Below are 16689 nucleotides of genomic sequence, written 5' to 3' on the forward strand. Positions count from 1 at the left end.
ACACGAGCGCAACCTTGAAGTGGTTCGTCGTATCCTCGATCTCGTCACCGATCGGGAACTCCTCGAACGCAGCTTCGCTGACGTTCGCATTGATCGCAAACGTAGAGAATGCGACAGCGCCAATGGCAAGCGCCTTTTTGAGCATGCTGAGACCGGATTTCTTCATGGGATAATCCTCCTTACAAAGATGAAACACTGCTCCCTCTTGCGGGGAAAACTCACGCCTCTGCCGCAGCAGAGCGCTTTCTATATGATACCATCGCGACCGCCGCTGCAACCAGCAGAATCTGCGGCACAATGGTTTCATAGGTGGGATAAAGCCCGAGCAAGTCAATGCTCGGCACGGGGATACTCTCGATGACCGAGGTAGAGATCACATCAGCCTCCTGCAGTTCCTTGAGTCCGCCGCCAAGGAACGTAACGGCGAGAATGAACATGAACGCGCTCGTCACCTTGAAGAACGGACCGATCGGGATGCGCAGCGCACCGCGCTGCATGAGGAAGAAGAGCAGGGCGAGTGCCGCACAAGCAGCGACAAAGCCGCCCCAGATCATATCGACATCGCCGATGGCATTGTTGAAGAGTGCCTGATAGAAGAGGATAACCTCTGCACCCTCGCGATAGACGGCGAGGAATACGGCAAAGCCAAGGGCACGTGATTTTCCCGTCGAGAGCGTCAGCTTCACCTGCTTGTCAATGTAGGATTTCCACGCCTTCGCATTGGACTTGCCGCCCATCCATGCGGATGTGCCGAGGAGAACAAGCACGGCGAAGAGTGCTGTACAGCCCTCGATGATCTCACGTCCGGAGCCCGTCGTCGTTGTATTATCAAGAACTTCAACGAAGAGATACGCCGAGATAAAGCTTGCAATAACGCCTACAATCGCCCAGTTATAGACCGTGGAGAGTTCCTTCTCGTGTCCGGCACGCCCAAGGTAGGCGATGATGCCGACGAGCACGAGGATCGCCTCAACACCTTCACGCAGAAGGATCAGGAACGCCTGCAGGAACATGCCCCAGCCGCCCGACTGCACGCCCGCTGTCTCGAGGGTTGTCACTTCCGCCTGAACCATGTCGAGAAGTTTTTTTCCCTCGGCTTCTACCTCAGACTGCGGTGCACCCGAGCGGATCGCCTTTTTGAGCGTGTAGAACTGGTACTCCGTGAGATTCGCACTCTTGGACGAGATCCCGCTGCGTACGGCACTCTCCAGACCATCCTTTTCATAGATGCCATAGTAGATATCATTGACGGCATCCTTTGCCCCCTCCGCATTGCCTGATTGATAGATCGTATAGACATTATTCATCTCAGCGGCAATGTGGTCGTGGATCTGCTGCCACGTCTGCGCCGCATTCGTGGATGCTGCAGGCAAGAGCAGAAAGAGTGCCGTAATAAACATAAAGAGTTTTCTCATGAGATTACTTATTTCCTCCCCTTCTTCCAGCACATGCACATTATTTAATATTGCGTGCAGGCTTCATGTTGAAATAAACAGGACACTGCATGTCGGATTCCATCGGCTGCCCGTTCATATCCTTCGCAGGCTCGAATTTCCACTGCTTCTCGACAATGCGCCGTGCCATCCGATCATAGAGCGCATTTCCGGAGGAGACCTGGATGCGGGTGCTGATGACCTTGCCGTCCGTACCGATGCGTGCCGAGACGGCAATGCGTCCTTTGAACTGAATGGCACCATAGGGCGGCTGCTCCGCATGCAGAATCTTGCCGGGCTGACCGATCTGCTTCCCCTCGCCGGATCGAAGAACCTTAGGCTCCTCCTTTTCCGGCGTTTCCTCGACTTCCTTCATAATCTCGGTGATGGCTTCCTCCGGAACCTCCGCCTCGACCACGGCCGGTTCTTCTTCGACCTGCTCGGGTTCAGGCGGGGGCGGAGGGGGCGGAGGGGGCTCCTCCGCCTGCTCCTCCTCGGGAGGCCCTGGATCATCCGCGAGTTCGACCCACTCCATCGGCTCCTCCTGCGGAGGTGCTTCAAGTGCTTTGAAGACGTGCGGAATAAGAATCGTCAGAAAGAGCCACGCGATGATGTGAAAGAAGAAGGCGAGGACAAAGGCGAGGCGCCAATGTGTCTGATACTGCACTCAGACCCCTCCCGTCTCCGTCGCAATGGACACATGGCGTGTCCCCGCTTCCTTGAGCGCATCAAAGACGGTGACGACGAACTGGTAGTCCGCCTTGCGGTCGCCGCGTACGACAAAGACCGTATCGGGATCATCTTCGAGCTGCGTCTTGACCCGCGCCGTAAGTTCCCGCGTCGGCTCCTCATCGCGGTCAAAGAGAACCTTGCCGTCCTCCGTCACCGTAATGGATACGATGTGCGGGCGCGTGTCCTGCTGTGCACTCGCCGCTTGTGGGAGACTGACCTGCACTGTGCTCGCATTCACCATATACATCGTACTGAGCATGAAGAAAACAAGCAGAAAGAGCATAATGTCGATCATCGGGATAATCATGACGAGCGGCTCACGCACATCATGAAAATTACGACGCATGAGAATGCCCTCCATCATTCGCGGCGAACCCCGCGAGCAGGGTATTCATCGTCTTTTCGAGCAGTGTCAGCATCATGTCCATGCGCTGTGCGAAGTAGGTGTGCACAACAAGTGCAAAGATCGCGACAAGAAGTCCCGTCGCCGTTGCAATCAGTGCCTCTCCGATGCCGCCCGTAATCGCCATCGGCTGCCCTGCCTGCAGGTTGAACACGCTGAAGGACTGGATCATACCCGAGATTGTACCCAAGAGACCGAGCAGCGGCGCAAGCGTGACAATCGTTGAAAGATAGTTGAGACGTGCACGCAGAAGCATTGCCGCCTCACCGTAGACCGCCTCAAGCGTCATGGGAACATCCTCCCCTGCCGCACGCGCATCAACCGCACTCTGTATGAGATGGGCAACCATGTTGTCCTTGCCCTTCACAGCAGGTGCAACCTCATCCAGCTTCTTCTTGCGAAGCGCGGCGGCAACATCCGCTTCAAGCGCACGTGCCCCCTGCGATGCACGACGATAGAGCAAAAAACGGTCGATAGCAATCGCTGCCACCGTGAGCGAGCACAGGAGCAGCAGGTACATTACCGGTCCGCCTTTTTCAAAGAGTTCAGCACTGGTCAAAAAGAACACCTTCCTTGTCAAACGTATGAAAACGCGCGTAATTCCCGATAGACTCGTGGCATATCATTCGATAATGATAACCCTTGCGAAGTGTAAATCGATATTAAGTATAGCTCTGAGGAGAGTGATTGTCAATATATATTTTAATGAAGCCATCATTAACGAACTTCATCCATGTATTTCTTTGTAAGTTTTTCTCAACTCTTGAAAGTGCGGCAGTGCACGCTCGATCATTTCCGTACGCACGCAGTACGCCGCACGGAAATACCCTGGACAGCCGAAGTCCGCGCCCGGCACAAGCAGCAGATCGAACTCACGTGCGCGTGCACAGAACGCCGCATCGTCCTCTTCGAGTGCCTTTGGAAAGAGATAGAACGCCCCCTGCGGACGCATACATTCAAACCCAGCTGCCGTCAGCCCTTCGTAGAGCAGCTTTGCATTATGTGCGTATGTACTCAGATCAGCAGCCTTTCCCGCACAGCGTGCAATGACAAGCTGCCAGAGCGAGGGCGCGTTGACATGTGTAAGGACACGCGCTGCACCTGCCATTGCACCGTAGACGCGTGCAAAATCCGCAACGGTATCCGGGACGACGATATAGCCGATGCGCTCGCCCGGCAGGGAAAAGGACTTGCTGTAGGAGTAGCAGACAATCGTGTTGTCATAGTAGAGAGGAATGCACGGAACGCTCAGGCCATCGTAGACAATCTCACGATATGGCTCGTCCGCGATGATAAAAATCGGGTGTCCATACGTCTGCTCCTTTGTACGCAGGAGTTCCGCAAGCCGCCGAATGGTCTCCTCGCTGTAGACTGCACCGCTCGGATTATTCGGCGAATTTATGATAACGGCTTTCGTGTGCGGCGTGATTGCCGTCTCAAGTGCGGCAAAGTTAATCTGAAAATTGTCAGTCTTTGCGGGCACGATGACAAGCCGCCCTCCACACGCCTCGACAAAGACACGATACTCGGGGAAGAACGGCGCAATCGTGACAAATTCATCTCCCGTTTCCATCAATGCCTTGAATGCGATTGTCACGGATGCCGCCGCCCCCGCCGTAAGAAAAAGATTTTTCCCTGTGACTTCCAAACCAAATCTTTTTTTGATGTCGGCCGCAAGGATCTCGCGTACCTGCAGTTTTCCGGGCGAAATCGTGTAGCCGTGCACCTCCGTCGGGTCACTGTGCGTCAGGATGTCCACTGCCGCTTCCTGAATGAATGTCGGCGCAGGCACGTTCGGATTCCCGAGGCTGAAGTCAAAGACGTTCTCTGGGCCGATCTCTGCCGCACGCTTCTGCCCGTACTCAAAGATCGTACGGATCGTGGATTTCTTTGTACCGAGTTCGTACATCTCTTGCGAAACCATATCGTCCTCCCCTTTTCTAAACGAAATGATGAGGCTGCTGCACGAAGTCGTTTTAACTCATGCAACAGCCCTTTGCTCTTGTTGTTCAGACGCTCAAAGTGCCCCCTCCACCACGCTTCGCGTGGTCCCCCTCCCCCGTGCCGCACAGGAGAGGCTTCCAGATTGCGGCATATTAGCTTCCCCCGTCCGAGACGGGGGAAGTGGCGAACGCAGTGAGCCGATAGGGGCGCCTATGCCTTCAGCCCTCACGCATTCCGCAGGAATACGTCGTAGCCCTTCTTCATCTCGTAGATGTCGACCTTGCTCGTGACCTCCCACGGCGCGTGCATACTCATGACAGCAACGCCGTTGTCGATGACATCCATGCCGTAACGTGCCATGATATAGGCAATCGTGCCGCCGCCGCCGAGGTCGACGCGCCCAAGTTCCGCAAGCTGATAGCTGACGCCGTTTTCGTCCATCATGCGGCGCAGCTCGCCGAGGTACTCTGCACTCGCATCGCTCGATCCGGACTTGCCGCGTGCACCCGTGAATTTGTTGAACACCATGCCGCGCCCGAGATATGCGACATTTTTCTTCTCGAACGCATCCGCATAGAGCCCGTCGTACGCGCTCGACACATCCGAGGAGAGCATCTTTGAGCGTGCAAGGGTGCGGCGCAGGGCGATCTCCGTATACTGCCCGCAGGCAGAGAGCACCTCTGCGACCATGTTCTCAAAGAAGCGCGACTGCATCCCCGTCGCGCCGACGCTTCCGATCTCCTCCTTATCCACGAGAAGGCAGCACGCCGTGCGCTTTACCGCTTCCGTCTCGAGCATAGAGCAAAGTGCAGTATAGGAGCAGACGCGGTCATCTTGCCCGTAGCCGAGCACCATGCTGCGGTCAAAACCGAGCTCGCGTGCACGTCCCGCCGGAACAAGCGTCAGCTCCGCCGAGTTGAAGTCCTCCTCGGCAATGTCATAATGCTCTTTGAGGAGCGCGAGAATCCCGTCCTTGACGGATTCCTTGTCGTCTTTTTTCAGCGGATAACCGCCGATGAGCACATCCAGCTTCTCGCCCTCGATGACCTTTGATGCCTTTTTCTCAAGCTGTTCCTGCGAGAGATGTACGAGGAGGTCCGTCACGCAGAAGACGGGATCGTCCGCCTTCTCCCCAATGGTGATCTCGACAACCGTGCCGTCTTTCTTCACGACAACACCGTGGAGTGCAAGTGGGATCGTCACCCACTGATACTTCTTGATGCCGCCGTAGTAGTGCGTGTCAAAATACGCCAGCCCATTATCCTCATACAGAGGGTTCTGCTTCACATCAAGGCGGCAGGTGTCGATGTGCGCGCCGAGGATGTTCATGCCGTGCTCCATCGGCTCCGCCCCGATATGGAAGAGTACGATCGCCTTCTTCATGTTGACGGCGTAGACCTTGTCCCCCGCCGCAAGTGTCTCCCCATTCGCGATGACATCCGCAAGGTCACGGTAGCCTGCTGCGCGTGCGCGGCGCACTGCCTCCGTCACGCTCTCGCGCTCCGTCTTGCAGTCCGAGAGGAAGTCAATGTAGCCGTGTGCAAGTACATCGACTGCGGCGCGTTCCTCCATTGTGTATTTTGACCAGACCGAGGTCTTCTTATCGTCACTCATATGTATTCCTTTCATATATCCCACGCCTCGTGCAAAATCTGCACGAATTCATCTTTTGATGCCGCGCGATTGAATCGCTCGCGCAGCTCTGCACTGCCTTTTAGACCGCGCGTGTACCATGCCGCATGCTTTCGCATCTCGCGGATGCCAATGTATTCGCCTTTATAGCCGACGAGGAGATCGAGATGCCGCAGGATTACCTGTGCACGCTCCGCGAGAGTCGGCGGGGGCAGTTCCTTCCCCGTGTGCAGGCAGTGAATGAGCTGCGGGAAAATCCACGGATTCCCCTGCGCCCCGCGTCCGATCATCACCGCATCTGCACCTGTGATGTCGAGTGCACGCGCAAGATCGGCGGGACGGCGGATGTCACCGCTCACAATCACGGGAATATTGACGGCACGCTTCACCTCGGCGATCGCCGCATAGTCCGCATTGCCGCTGTAGAACTGCTCACGCGTACGCCCGTGCACGGCAACGGCATCGACACCGACCGCCTCTGCCATCTGTGCAATTTCCACAGCGTTGCGCGAGGCATCATCCCAACCGAGCCGCATCTTCACCGTAAACGGCAGCTTCGTCGCGCGGCGAATCGCGGTTAATATCTCCTCCGCCTTTTTCGGCTCGCGCATGAGCGCCGATCCCTCGCCATTCTTCACAACCTTTGGCGCGGGACATCCCATGTTGAAGTCCAGAATGTCCGCCGTCCCGATCTCCTCGATGTAGGCGGCAGCCTCCGCCGCCATCGCCGCAGATTTGGCAAAAATCTGCATCGCAATTGGACGCTCGCCCTCCTCCGTGCGGAGCATCTTCATCGTGTGTTCGTTGCGGTAGTGGATGCCCTGACTGCTCACCATCTCTGCAAACGCGAGTGGGCAGCCCATATCGTGTACGATCACGCGGTATGCCGTGTCTGTCACCCCCGCCATCGGCGCAAGAAAGACGGGATCATCGAACGTGAACGCTCCTATTTTCATTGGCTTCACGGCTGGTTTCGCTCATAGAGAACACGCAGCCCCGTAAGCGTCAGAAAGTGATCGACCTTATCGATCGTCTGCGATTCCTTTGCTACCATGCGTGCAAAGCCGCCCGTCGCGACCACCTTCATCTCCATCGCAAGCTCCGCCTTGATACGTCGGACAATCTCGTCGATCTGCCCGACGTAGCCGTAGATGATGCCCGCCTGCATGCCTTGGATCGTACTGCGGCAGACCACTGTTTTCGGCGGCACGAGTTCGATGCGCGGCAGCTGCGCCGCACGCTGAAAGAGAGCCTCTGCGCTCGAGCCAAGCCCCGGCGCGATCACACCGCCAAGGAAGTCCCCGTTCTCCGCCACAATGTCGAATGTCGTCGCCGTCCCGATGTCGATGACAATGAGCGGCCCGCCGAACTGCTCGTGTGCGCCGATGACATTTACAATGCGGTCAGCACCGATGGCGCGCGGATTTTCGTAGTTCAGACGTATACCGGTTCGTATGCCTGGCCCAACGATCAGCGGGCGGATGCGGAAGTAGCGCTCGCACATCTTTCGCAGGGGAACGACAAGCGGCGGTACAACCGAGGAGATAATGATTGCCTTGATATCGGACATCTCAATGCCCTGATAACGAAACAATTCATTGAACAGAATACCGTATTCGTCGCCCGTCTTCTGCCGATCCGTCGAGATGCGCCAGTGCCGCAGAAGCCGCTTCCCTTCGTACGCGCCCATGACGATGTTGCTGTTGCCGATGTCCAGTACTAGCAGCAAGTTCTTTCCTCCGTACTATTGTATAGTTAAATTTATTTCAAAGAGTTTATGCACGCGGACGAATCGACACATCACCCGCAAGCACGCGCCGCCGCCCCTCTGCCGTGTCGACAAGGAGTGCGCCCTCCGCATCAATATCCACCGCAACGCCCTCGAACTCCTCGCCCGCAGGGCCGATCACGCGCACCTCCTGCCCGAGTGTCACGGCATACTCCCGCCACGCCGCCAGCACAGGGGCAAAGCCCTCGCGCTGCACGCTCGCATAGAGGTCATCGAGCACACGCAGGAGTTCCTGTAGGAACGCCACGCGCGGCAGCGGTGCGCCCTTCATCTGCATCAGCGACGTTGCTATCGCGCGCAGCTCTGCGGGGAACTCCTCGGGTGCAATGTTCACATTGATGCCGATGCCGATCACGACATAGTTCACGCAATCCATCTCCGCACTCATCTCTGTGAGGATGCCGACCAGCTTGCGCCCGTCGTGCAGGATGTCATTCGGCCACTTGATCGCCGCGCGCAATCCGAACTTCTCCATCGCACGCGCCACCGCGACCGCTGCCATCAGCGTACACTTCGGCGCGTCCTGCGGCAGGAACGTCGGACGCAGGAGGATGCTCACCCAGATGCCCTTGCCGGGCGGCGAGAAAAACGCGCGCTCCATGCGCCCACGCCCTGTCCCCTGACTGTCGGCAACGACCACCGTGCCGTCCTCCGCACCCTCGCGTGCAAGGTTTTTCAGCACGAGATTCGTTGAGTCCACCACATCGTAACAGATGACCTTCCGACCGACGAGCGCCGTCTTCAGATCCTGCGAAATCTCCGTCTCGATCAGGCGGTCAGGGGCGGAGCGCAGGACGTAGCCGCTGCGCGGCGCGCTCGATATATCATAGCCCGCATCACGCAGAGCTGCGATCTTCTTCCACACAGCTGCGCGCGTCACACCGAGCCGCTCCGCCATCTTCTCGCCTGAGATATAGCCGCCCGCCGCCCGCAGGAGTTCCAGCACATCCCTGCTCATCGCATACCTCCAATCGAAAAGCCGTTATCCGCCCCATTATAGCGCAGATAACGGCTCCATGCCACAAAAAAATCGAAAAATATGAATACGGCTCTTCTACGTGCGCTGCACCCGTACAACCCATTGATAGGCATCCAGATCCTCCGCATTCACATGAACCATTTGAAGCGAAAGGATCTCATCTCTGAACTCTTGCCACTGTGCATCCAGAGGAAGTTTCCTGGGTTGAATCTCATCAACCATAAACCCCGCATTCTCAAACACCTGGACAATCTCGTATTTCGTAAAGAAACGAAAATGTGTACGATCCCGCACCCCCATGTCCTCATACGTCCAACGACCACAGAGAACATGATAAAGATTGCTGATATGCGCCACATTTGGAATGCTTGCGACGATCGAACCACCTGGCACGAGCAGTTCCCGCATATTCCGAATCGCCGACCATGGATCAAGAAGATGCTCGATCACATCCCCCAAGATAATCTAGTCAAATCGCTCTGGAATATCCGTGAGTTCAAGCTTTTCCACGTTCATAGAGAGGATCTTGGCAAATGGTGCCGCGATCGCCGCCGCACTCTCATTCAGCTCCACCCCATAAAGTTTTGCTCTGGGGTTCTGCATTCCGATCTCCCGCAGAGTTGCTCCACAGGCACAGCCGATCTCAAGAATACGCAGTCCCTCCTGCGACAGATCCATCAGCGGGAAGAGTTCCGAACGTACCGCAAAAGAATAGTTGAGCGAAAGCCCCCACTTATTGTGAAAAAGTGTGCGTTTCCTCTCGCATATACGCTCATATTCCTCAGTATCCTGAAGTCCATCATCGTGATGAACATAGACATTTGGAAGCGATGCCATGCCGTAACCTGCCTGTGTCATACGCAGCGTGTAGTCATATGCAGCGAGCGCGGGAACCGTATACCGCTCATCGAGGAATCCTGCTGCCTCGACCACCCCACGTCGCACCATGAGCGCAATCATCTCCGCGAAGAGCTCCACATGCGGTGCTTTCTTCTCCGCACGAATCGCTGCCGCCGTCGCCACGAACGCATCCCAGCCTTCATAGGGCGTATCCGGCAGCAGTTGTGCCCGTTCATACACCGACGGTGCAACTGCGCACACTGCCCCCAACGCAGCATCATGAATCAATACGTCCAGCATATCCTCCGCTGCGAACGGAGCAAGCAGGACACCCGCATGTAGAAAGAGCAAAACCTCTCCAAGAGAGGAACGAATCCCTGTGTTCACCGCATGGGAAAAGCCGCGGAGCTCCGCACAGTGGATCACACGGACATCATCATCCCCTGCAGAATCGCGACAGGTTCATCCGCCGATGACCCGTCATCGACAATGACCACCTCATACGGCAGCTGAACAGTATTGCGTATCGTCAAAAGACATTGATTGACTTGTTCATTCATATTGTACACGGGGATGATTATACTCAGCTTTGCCATAGTCTTTTTACCCTTCCACAAATGGCATCAATGAGATTTCAAATTATCCCCTTGACGGCTACCATAACTTCCACGGAGCATCACCGCTCTCCCATAGAGTCTCCAACTTCCCCTTATCACGCTGCGTATCCATGCACTGCCAGAAGCCCCCATGCTTATACGCATGAAGCCCGCCGTTCTTCGCAATTGTCTCAAGCGGCTCCGTCTCAAAAATGCATCGCTCCTCATCGCGGAGATAGTCAAAGACCGCCGGTTCGACTACCATAAATCCGCCATTGATCCAGCCGCCATCCTCCTTTGCCTTTTCAACAAAACGGCTGATCTCATTAGTCGAGGATTCGATATCCAAAACGCCGAATCTGCCCCCCGGCTGAATCGCCGTCATCGTTACGAGTGCACGATCCTGCTTCGCATTATGTGTTCGAACAAGCGCATGCAAGTCAATATCACTCACCCCATCACCATAAGTCAGCATAAAGGTCTCGTTACCCACATACTTTTGAATGCGTTTAATACGGCATCCCGTCTGTGCATTGAGCCCCGTATCCACAAGCGTCACCTTCCACGGTTCTGAAACATTGTTGTGTACCGTCATCGCGTTGCCCTGCGTAAAGTCGAAGGTCACATCCGATGTGTGCAGATAGTAGTCGGCAAAGTATTCCTTTATCATATAGCCCTTGTATCCAAGACAGATGATAAACTCATGAAATCCATAGTGCGAATAGATCTTCATAATATGCCAGAGAATCGGCTTCCCACCGACCTCGATCATGGGCTTCGGCCGCAGCGCTGATTCCTCACTGATCCTCGTACCGAGCCCGCCGGCCAGGATAACAACCTTCATACATCTGCTCCCTTCGTCATAGACTGCTTCACGAATAATAACTAAGTCACATATCCCTCATGTTTTTATCACTTAAATCGCTCGTATATGGAAAATGACACTATTTCCGGACAAGAACTGACGCAAATAGGCTCTATCATTTTCCGGAGTTCCAAGAGCAGCATACACCCTCTCGGCAAAGGATTCCATGCCATTGAAAACCTGGCCGCCTGTCACATACCCGATCTGTACTGACGGCTCAGTAAACCGCTCCCGCAACGCTGCAACAAAACGCGTCGTCGGATATATGCGTCGCCCATCGAGTGGCATAACAGTGTCATAAACAAGATACGGAATCTGATTCGGCAAGCTTTCCATGGTATGCTCGAAACTGTTGTAGTTATGCAGAGAGGCATAGACAAAGCCGTGCGGACGAAGACGTTCATGACAGATTTGAAAAAACGAGAGGATGTCGCAGATCAGCAGGTCATTGAGCTGTGCAGCAGCGATGATGAGGTCGTAGTGCTCATGCACCTCATCCGCGAGGTGATCCAATGTATCCGTCTGCACGATACGGTCTGTCATAGATCGCACATCTTCCAAATAACGCACATCTGTCACAACGGCATCGATCGCCACTTCCCGCCGCAGCTTGCGGAAATAATTGCGGATAGACAGAATCCCCTCCCCAAACATCGGTTCAATGACGAGCGCGCGTACCGGAGAATCAGCTTCCGGTACTGTCTTCAAGAATTCATCCATATACAGTTTGCATTACAAGTAGGATAATGTATCCCCTTGTATTATCGTCAAAATCTCACATTTCCTAAAGAAAAGGCGCTGCCGCATTCTCACTCATGCAGCAACGCCTCCGTCATTGTTTCTATTTATTCCACTGCGTCACATTGAATTTCGGCTCTGTACTCGGAACGGGCGCAGGACGCTCCTCGGCGGCGCGCTCTGCTTCCTCGCTCGTCTGCGTAGAGTCGTCGATCACGACGTCAACGGGAATCATTGCAGGTTTGCCGGTATCATCCGTATCGTCGTCATCCTTGCTCTTATCGCTTATCTCCCCCTTCGTCATCAGCTCCTCGAGCTCGCTTGCATTCAACGTCTCACGCTCGAGCAGTGCGTTCGCAATCAGATCGAGCTTCTCGCGGTTCTCCGTGATGATGACGCGGCACGCTTCGTACGCCTCTTCGATGTAACGGCGCACCTCGCGGTCGATCTCGCCCGCGACCTCCTCGGAATAGTTACGGTCGCGGTTGAAGTCACGCCCGAGGAAGACCTGATGGTTCTCCTCACCGTAGGCGATGGGGCCAATGGTATCGCTCATGCCGTACTGCATAATCATGCTGCGGATGATTTGCGTCGCCTGCTGGATGTCGCTCGATGCACCCGTACTGATCTCACCGAGCACGACCTCCTCTGCAACACGCCCGCCGAGCGCGACCTTGATGCGGTCGAACAGCTCCGAACGCGTGCGGTAGGAGCGATCCTCCTTCGGCAGGGAGAGCATATAGCCGCCCGCACGCCCACGCGGAATGATTGTGACCTTGTGCACGGGATCGGCGTGCTCGAGCAGCAGACCGACAAGGGTGTGACCGCCCTCATGGTATGCCGTGAGTCGCTTCTCCTCGTCCGTCATGACGTGGGATTTGCGCTCGGGGCCTGCCAGCACGCGCTCGATCGCCTCCTCCATTTCCGCCATGTAGATCTTCTTCTTGTCGCGGCGCGCAGCAAGGAGCGCCGCCTCGTTCACGAGGTTGCTGAGATCCGCGCCCGTAAAACCGGGCGTACGGCGCGCAAGCACGTCCAGATTCACATCATCCGCGATTGGCTTGCCCTTCGTATGCACCTTGAGGATCGCCTCGCGCCCACGCACGTCGGGCTTGTCCACGACGATCTGGCGGTCGAAGCGACCGGGGCGCAGGAGCGCGGGGTCAAGCACATCGGGGCGGTTCGTCGCCGCGATGATGATGATGCCCTCGTTCGATGCGAAGCCATCCATCTCGACGAGCAGCTGGTTCAGCGTCTGCTCGCGCTCGTCATGTCCACCGCCGAGCCCTGCCCCGCGCTGACGACCGACGGCGTCGATCTCGTCGATGAAGACAATACACGGCGCGGCTTTCTTTGCCTGCTCGAAGAGATCGCGCACGCGCGAAGCACCGACGCCGACGAACATCTCGACGAAGTCGGAGCCGCTGATTGTGAAGAACTGTACGCCCGCCTCGCCGGCAACCGCCTTTGCGAGGAGGGTCTTACCCGTGCCCGGAGGGCCGAAGAGCAGGACGCCCTTCGGAATGCGCGCACCGAGGTCGTTGAATTTTTCGGGGGTCTTAAGGAATTCCACAACCTCCTCAAGCTCCTGCTTCGCCTCGTCCGCACCCGCGACATCGGCAAACGTCACCTTTTTCTTGTCGCTCACCATGAGCCGCACGCGCGACTTGCCGAAGTTCATCATGCGGCCGCCGCCCATCTGTGACTGCTGCATGATGAAGAACCAGAAACCGATGAGAATCGCAATCGGGATGAGTGATGTGAGCATCGTCTGCCACCACGGCGGCTCGGGCGGATTCTCCGCCGAGATATTGATCCCCTTGTCTGAAAGGCGCTTGTAGAGATCCTGATCGCTGTTCGGTGCATCGGGCGCAATCGTCGTGAACTCTGTCCCGTCCGTCAGCGTGCCGCGGATGTTGTTCTGTACGATGACGACCTTGTCGACCTCGCCCGACTGTACCTTTGCGTTAAAGTCGCTGTATCCGAGCGCCGTCGCGTGCGGTGCCTGATGGCTGCCCGACATATAGTCGGCGACCGTCCAGACAACGAAGAACATGAGCGCGTAAAAAGCAAGATTTCGCAATATCGACTGATTCAATTTCTACCTCCTCCGGTTTATTCGTAGACGGAACGCTTGAGCACCCCGATGTAGGGCAGATTCCGATATTTCTCCGCATAGTCAAGGCCATAGCCCACGAGGAATTCATCCGGCACCTCGTGGCCGAGGTAGTCGATCTCCACAGGCGCGACGCGGCGCGAGGGCTTCGAGAGGAACGCACAGATCTTGATGCTCTTCGGATGGCGCCCCTGGAACATCTGCTTCAGATAGTGCATGGTCGTACCCGAGTCGATGATATCCTCAATGATGATGACGTGCTTGCCCTCGATGGAGAAATCGAGATCCTTCAGGATCTTGACCTGCCCGCTCGAGACCGTCGCGTCTCCATAGCTAGACACAAGCATAAAGTCAAAGGCAACGGGATGATCGATGGCGCGCACGAGATCGGTGAAGAAGACCGCAGCCCCCTTCAGGATGCCGACACAGTAGACCGTCTCCGGTGCATCGCGGTAGTCCCGCGCAATCTCCGCGCCGAGTTCCTGCACGCGCGTGCGAATATCATCCTCGGAAAAACAAATACGCTCGATGTCGCTGCTCATCATTTGGCTATCGTCTCCTTCACATATGAAATACACAAAATATCACGGGTGGATTCCGTCACGGGCGCAAGCGTGCTGCGCCGTCCGCCCTCAATCCAGAAAATCTCATGTGTATCCGCAAGCGCAATGAGCGGCATCGTATCCCTCTCCTCACGCGGAATCTTGTCATCAATCAGGATTTCCTTGAGCTTCTTTCGCCCGACGGGAAGCTGCATATAGTCACCCTCCCGCCGCGTCCTGAGGACAAGCGGAGGAAGTGCCATGCGATCTGCATAGACCGCTTCGCGCGCCTCCATCCTGCGCCAATCGTCCGCCGTCATGCGGTTCAGACACCTGATGTGAAACTCCATGCCCTGAAAATTCATTATAGCATATTCGCGGGTGAAAGGAAGCAAAATTTCACGATTTTCTAAAGCATCTTTGTGTGCGGGCAGACGGCAAAGCGCAAGCACGCCATAGCGGCTGTATGCATGCCATCCCCCCTGCATCTCAGCATGTGCCGTGCCCTCGGCAGTGAGGAGCGCGCGCAGCCGCTCCTCATGGAGATAGGAAAAATCCTGCGCCGCCTGCGTTTCTGCCGCCCAGAAGAGGCGCAGCACACGCCGCTGCAAGGCGGGATGAAGTGCGCGCAGTACCTCGATAGAAAGCCCACCTTCGCAGCGCGCCCGACTGTATTCCGCGCGCGCAAGTGCGGCGAGCAAATCGTCCTCCTCCGCCGCAAGGGCAGAGAGTCGCGTGAGCGCATCCCCCACGGCGGGGTTATACTGCGCGCGAAGCGCGGGCAGGAGTTCATGACGTATGCGATTACGCCGCACATCCAAGGCATCATTTGTCGCATCGTGACGCGGCAACAGCCCACGCTCTTCCGCATACGCCTCGATTGCGGCGCGCGTGAGGGAGAGAAGCGGGCGCAAATGCAGCCCGTCAAAGACGCGCATCGACGCGAGCCCCGCAGGCCCCGTCCCGCGCAGGATGCGCAGGAGTACGGTCTCTGCGAGATCGTCCGCATGATGCGCGAGCACAATCGCATCCGCATCATGCTCCTTGGCTGCGCGATGCAGGAAGTCATAGCGGCAGATGCGCGCCGCCATCTCAAGCGAGATCTTATGCGTGCGCGCATAGGCGGGCACGGCACCCGACTCACATACGAACGGAAGCGCACGCGCCGCACAGAAATCCTTGACAAAGCGCGCATCCGCACGGGACGCCGCACCGCGAATGCCATGTTCATAGTGGGCGGCAATGACACGCGCACCGCCCGCGCTGTGCAGACGCTCCAACGCATCCAGCAGGGCAAGCGAGTCCGTGCCGCCCGAGCATGCAACAAGTAGCGTACGCGCCGCATTGAAAAAATCATGTGCGCGCAGAATACCTTCGAGATTTTTCAGCAAGATATGCTCCCGATATAAAAAAAGGCACTCCAAACGGAGTGCCCTTTTCCCTCTTCTATGACTGTATGCTGCTGCAGAAGAGCGCACACATTCCATCCAATATTAGCACATCCCTGTCTCAGCCACGGCGCGATCCGCGTCCACCGCGCTTGGAATCCGTCTTGCGGCGCAGATCGGTCAGCCGTTCATCACTGTCCTTCAGGAAGCGCGACAGCTTGTCCTCGAAAGAAGGAGAGCCGATCTGCCGCGAGGCAGCTGTGCGCCGCATATCACGTGGGGGGCGCGGCGGACGTGCAGGAGCCGCAGACGGCTGTGCCGGGGCTGCCGCCTTATCCTGAAGCGCCTTGATCGATAGTCCGATCTTGCCGCGGTCGTCCACGGTGAGCACCTTGACCTTGACCGTATCGCGTTCTCTGAGGAAATCGTGCACATCATTCACATAGACATCGGCAACCTCTGAGATGTGGATCAGTCCCGTCTTTCCCTCGGGGAGCTCGACAAAGGCGCCAAAATTCGTGATGCCCGTCACGACGCCCTCTACTACACTGCCAACTTCGATGGCCAATACAACTCTTCCCTTCAACTACAAACCGTCGGGGTCGTCCCCCATATTTATTTGACCCGTTTATTATACAGGGCAAATACATCCTGTGTCAAGAAATTCAGGTGCGCATCGGAGCCATTGTACG

General features: G+C 56.4%; 16 protein-coding genes and 2 pseudogenes. All 18 read right to left on the reverse strand.

Features of this window, described 5'->3' with window-relative positions:
- Positions 1–166, reverse strand: a pseudogene (locus HMPREF9163_RS12765) (iron transporter); the annotation flags it as partial.
- 52 nt (positions 167–218) lie between these two features.
- Positions 219–1415 (reverse strand): FTR1 family protein, encoded by a 1197-nt coding sequence (locus tag HMPREF9163_RS10695; RefSeq protein WP_037347064.1) that lies wholly within the window; start codon positions 1413–1415, stop codon positions 219–221.
- A gap of 40 nt (positions 1416–1455) precedes the next feature.
- Positions 1456–2100 carry an energy transducer TonB gene (locus tag HMPREF9163_RS10700; protein WP_009441812.1) on the reverse strand — a complete coding sequence of 215 codons (645 nt, stop codon included), beginning with the start codon at positions 2098–2100 and terminating at the stop codon, positions 1456–1458.
- On the reverse strand, positions 2101–2511 hold the full coding sequence (locus tag HMPREF9163_RS10705) for a biopolymer transporter ExbD (RefSeq protein WP_037347065.1): 411 nt from the start codon (positions 2509–2511) through the stop codon (positions 2101–2103).
- Entirely contained in the window at positions 2501–3088 is a 588-nt protein-coding gene (locus tag HMPREF9163_RS10710) for a MotA/TolQ/ExbB proton channel family protein (protein ID WP_009656213.1), read from the reverse strand. The genes HMPREF9163_RS10705 and HMPREF9163_RS10710 overlap by 11 nt, the downstream gene beginning before the upstream one ends.
- 207 nt (positions 3089–3295) lie before the next feature.
- Positions 3296–4492: a pyridoxal phosphate-dependent aminotransferase gene (locus HMPREF9163_RS10715; protein ID WP_009441815.1), complete on the reverse strand. Its 1197-nt coding sequence runs from the start codon at positions 4490–4492 to the stop codon at positions 3296–3298.
- A gap of 245 nt (positions 4493–4737) precedes the next feature.
- Entirely contained in the window at positions 4738–6126 is a 1389-nt protein-coding gene (locus HMPREF9163_RS10720) for an aminopeptidase (protein ID WP_037347067.1), read from the reverse strand.
- Positions 6127–6137: 11 nt separating this feature from the next.
- On the reverse strand, positions 6138–7100 hold the full coding sequence (gene dusB / locus HMPREF9163_RS10725) for a tRNA dihydrouridine synthase DusB (RefSeq protein WP_009441818.1): 963 nt from the start codon (positions 7098–7100) through the stop codon (positions 6138–6140).
- Between the two features lie 5 nt (positions 7101–7105).
- Positions 7106–7873, reverse strand: coding sequence for a type III pantothenate kinase (locus tag HMPREF9163_RS10730; protein WP_009441819.1), 768 nt, complete (start codon positions 7871–7873; stop codon positions 7106–7108).
- 46 nt (positions 7874–7919) lie between these two features.
- Positions 7920–8891: a biotin--[acetyl-CoA-carboxylase] ligase gene (locus HMPREF9163_RS10735; RefSeq protein ID WP_009441820.1), complete on the reverse strand. Its 972-nt coding sequence runs from the start codon at positions 8889–8891 to the stop codon at positions 7920–7922.
- A gap of 96 nt (positions 8892–8987) precedes the next feature.
- Positions 8988–9362 carry a methyltransferase domain-containing protein gene (locus HMPREF9163_RS12770; RefSeq protein ID WP_369796105.1) on the reverse strand — a complete coding sequence of 125 codons (375 nt, stop codon included), beginning with the start codon at positions 9360–9362 and terminating at the stop codon, positions 8988–8990.
- Between the two features lie 15 nt (positions 9363–9377).
- Positions 9378–10348: pseudogene (locus HMPREF9163_RS10740) on the reverse strand (glycosyltransferase family 2 protein).
- Between the two features lie 58 nt (positions 10349–10406).
- Entirely contained in the window at positions 10407–11192 is a 786-nt protein-coding gene (rfbF, locus tag HMPREF9163_RS10745; protein ID WP_009441824.1) for a glucose-1-phosphate cytidylyltransferase, read from the reverse strand.
- 72 nt (positions 11193–11264) lie between these two features.
- A complete protein-coding gene (locus tag HMPREF9163_RS10750; RefSeq protein WP_157049444.1) occupies positions 11265–11921 on the reverse strand; it encodes a hypothetical protein in 657 nt (218 codons plus the stop codon).
- 133 nt (positions 11922–12054) lie between these two features.
- Positions 12055–14049 (reverse strand): ATP-dependent zinc metalloprotease FtsH, encoded by a 1995-nt coding sequence (gene ftsH / locus HMPREF9163_RS10755; protein ID WP_037347071.1) that lies wholly within the window; start codon positions 14047–14049, stop codon positions 12055–12057.
- A 17-nt stretch (positions 14050–14066) separates the two neighbouring features.
- Positions 14067–14612: a hypoxanthine phosphoribosyltransferase gene (gene hpt / locus HMPREF9163_RS10760; protein ID WP_009441827.1), complete on the reverse strand. Its 546-nt coding sequence runs from the start codon at positions 14610–14612 to the stop codon at positions 14067–14069.
- Positions 14609–16000, reverse strand: coding sequence for a tRNA lysidine(34) synthetase TilS (gene tilS / locus HMPREF9163_RS10765; protein WP_198142781.1), 1392 nt, complete (start codon positions 15998–16000; stop codon positions 14609–14611). The genes hpt and tilS overlap by 4 nt, the downstream gene beginning before the upstream one ends.
- Before the next feature lie 118 nt (positions 16001–16118).
- Positions 16119–16565 carry a S1 domain-containing RNA-binding protein gene (locus HMPREF9163_RS10770; protein ID WP_009441829.1) on the reverse strand — a complete coding sequence of 149 codons (447 nt, stop codon included), beginning with the start codon at positions 16563–16565 and terminating at the stop codon, positions 16119–16121.
- Between the last annotated feature and the right edge of the window lie 124 nt (positions 16566–16689).

Origin of the sequence: Selenomonas sp. oral taxon 138 str. F0429 (assembly GCF_000318175.2) — a bacterium.
GTDB classification, from domain to species: domain Bacteria; phylum Bacillota; class Negativicutes; order Selenomonadales; family Selenomonadaceae; genus Centipeda; species Centipeda timonae.

Excerpts from the sequence above, each read along its gene's own strand:
- HMPREF9163_RS10735 (WP_009441820.1), bottom strand. The coding sequence starts at position 8,891 with ATGAGCAGGGATGTGCTGGAACTCCTGCGGGCGGCGGGCGGCTATATC.
- HMPREF9163_RS10705 (WP_037347065.1), bottom strand. The coding sequence starts at position 2,511 with ATGCGTCGTAATTTTCATGATGTGCGTGAGCCGCTCGTCATGATTATC.
- hpt (WP_009441827.1), bottom strand. The coding sequence starts at position 14,612 with ATGATGAGCAGCGACATCGAGCGTATTTGTTTTTCCGAGGATGATATT.
- dusB (WP_009441818.1), bottom strand. The coding sequence starts at position 7,100 with ATGAAAATAGGAGCGTTCACGTTCGATGATCCCGTCTTTCTTGCGCCG.
- HMPREF9163_RS10720 (WP_037347067.1), bottom strand. The coding sequence starts at position 6,126 with ATGAGTGACGATAAGAAGACCTCGGTCTGGTCAAAATACACAATGGAG.
- HMPREF9163_RS10715 (WP_009441815.1), bottom strand. The coding sequence starts at position 4,492 with ATGGTTTCGCAAGAGATGTACGAACTCGGTACAAAGAAATCCACGATC.
- HMPREF9163_RS10695 (WP_037347064.1), bottom strand. The coding sequence starts at position 1,415 with ATGAGAAAACTCTTTATGTTTATTACGGCACTCTTTCTGCTCTTGCCT.
- rfbF (WP_009441824.1), bottom strand. The coding sequence starts at position 11,192 with ATGAAGGTTGTTATCCTGGCCGGCGGGCTCGGTACGAGGATCAGTGAG.
- HMPREF9163_RS10710 (WP_009656213.1), bottom strand. The coding sequence starts at position 3,088 with ATGTACCTGCTGCTCCTGTGCTCGCTCACGGTGGCAGCGATTGCTATC.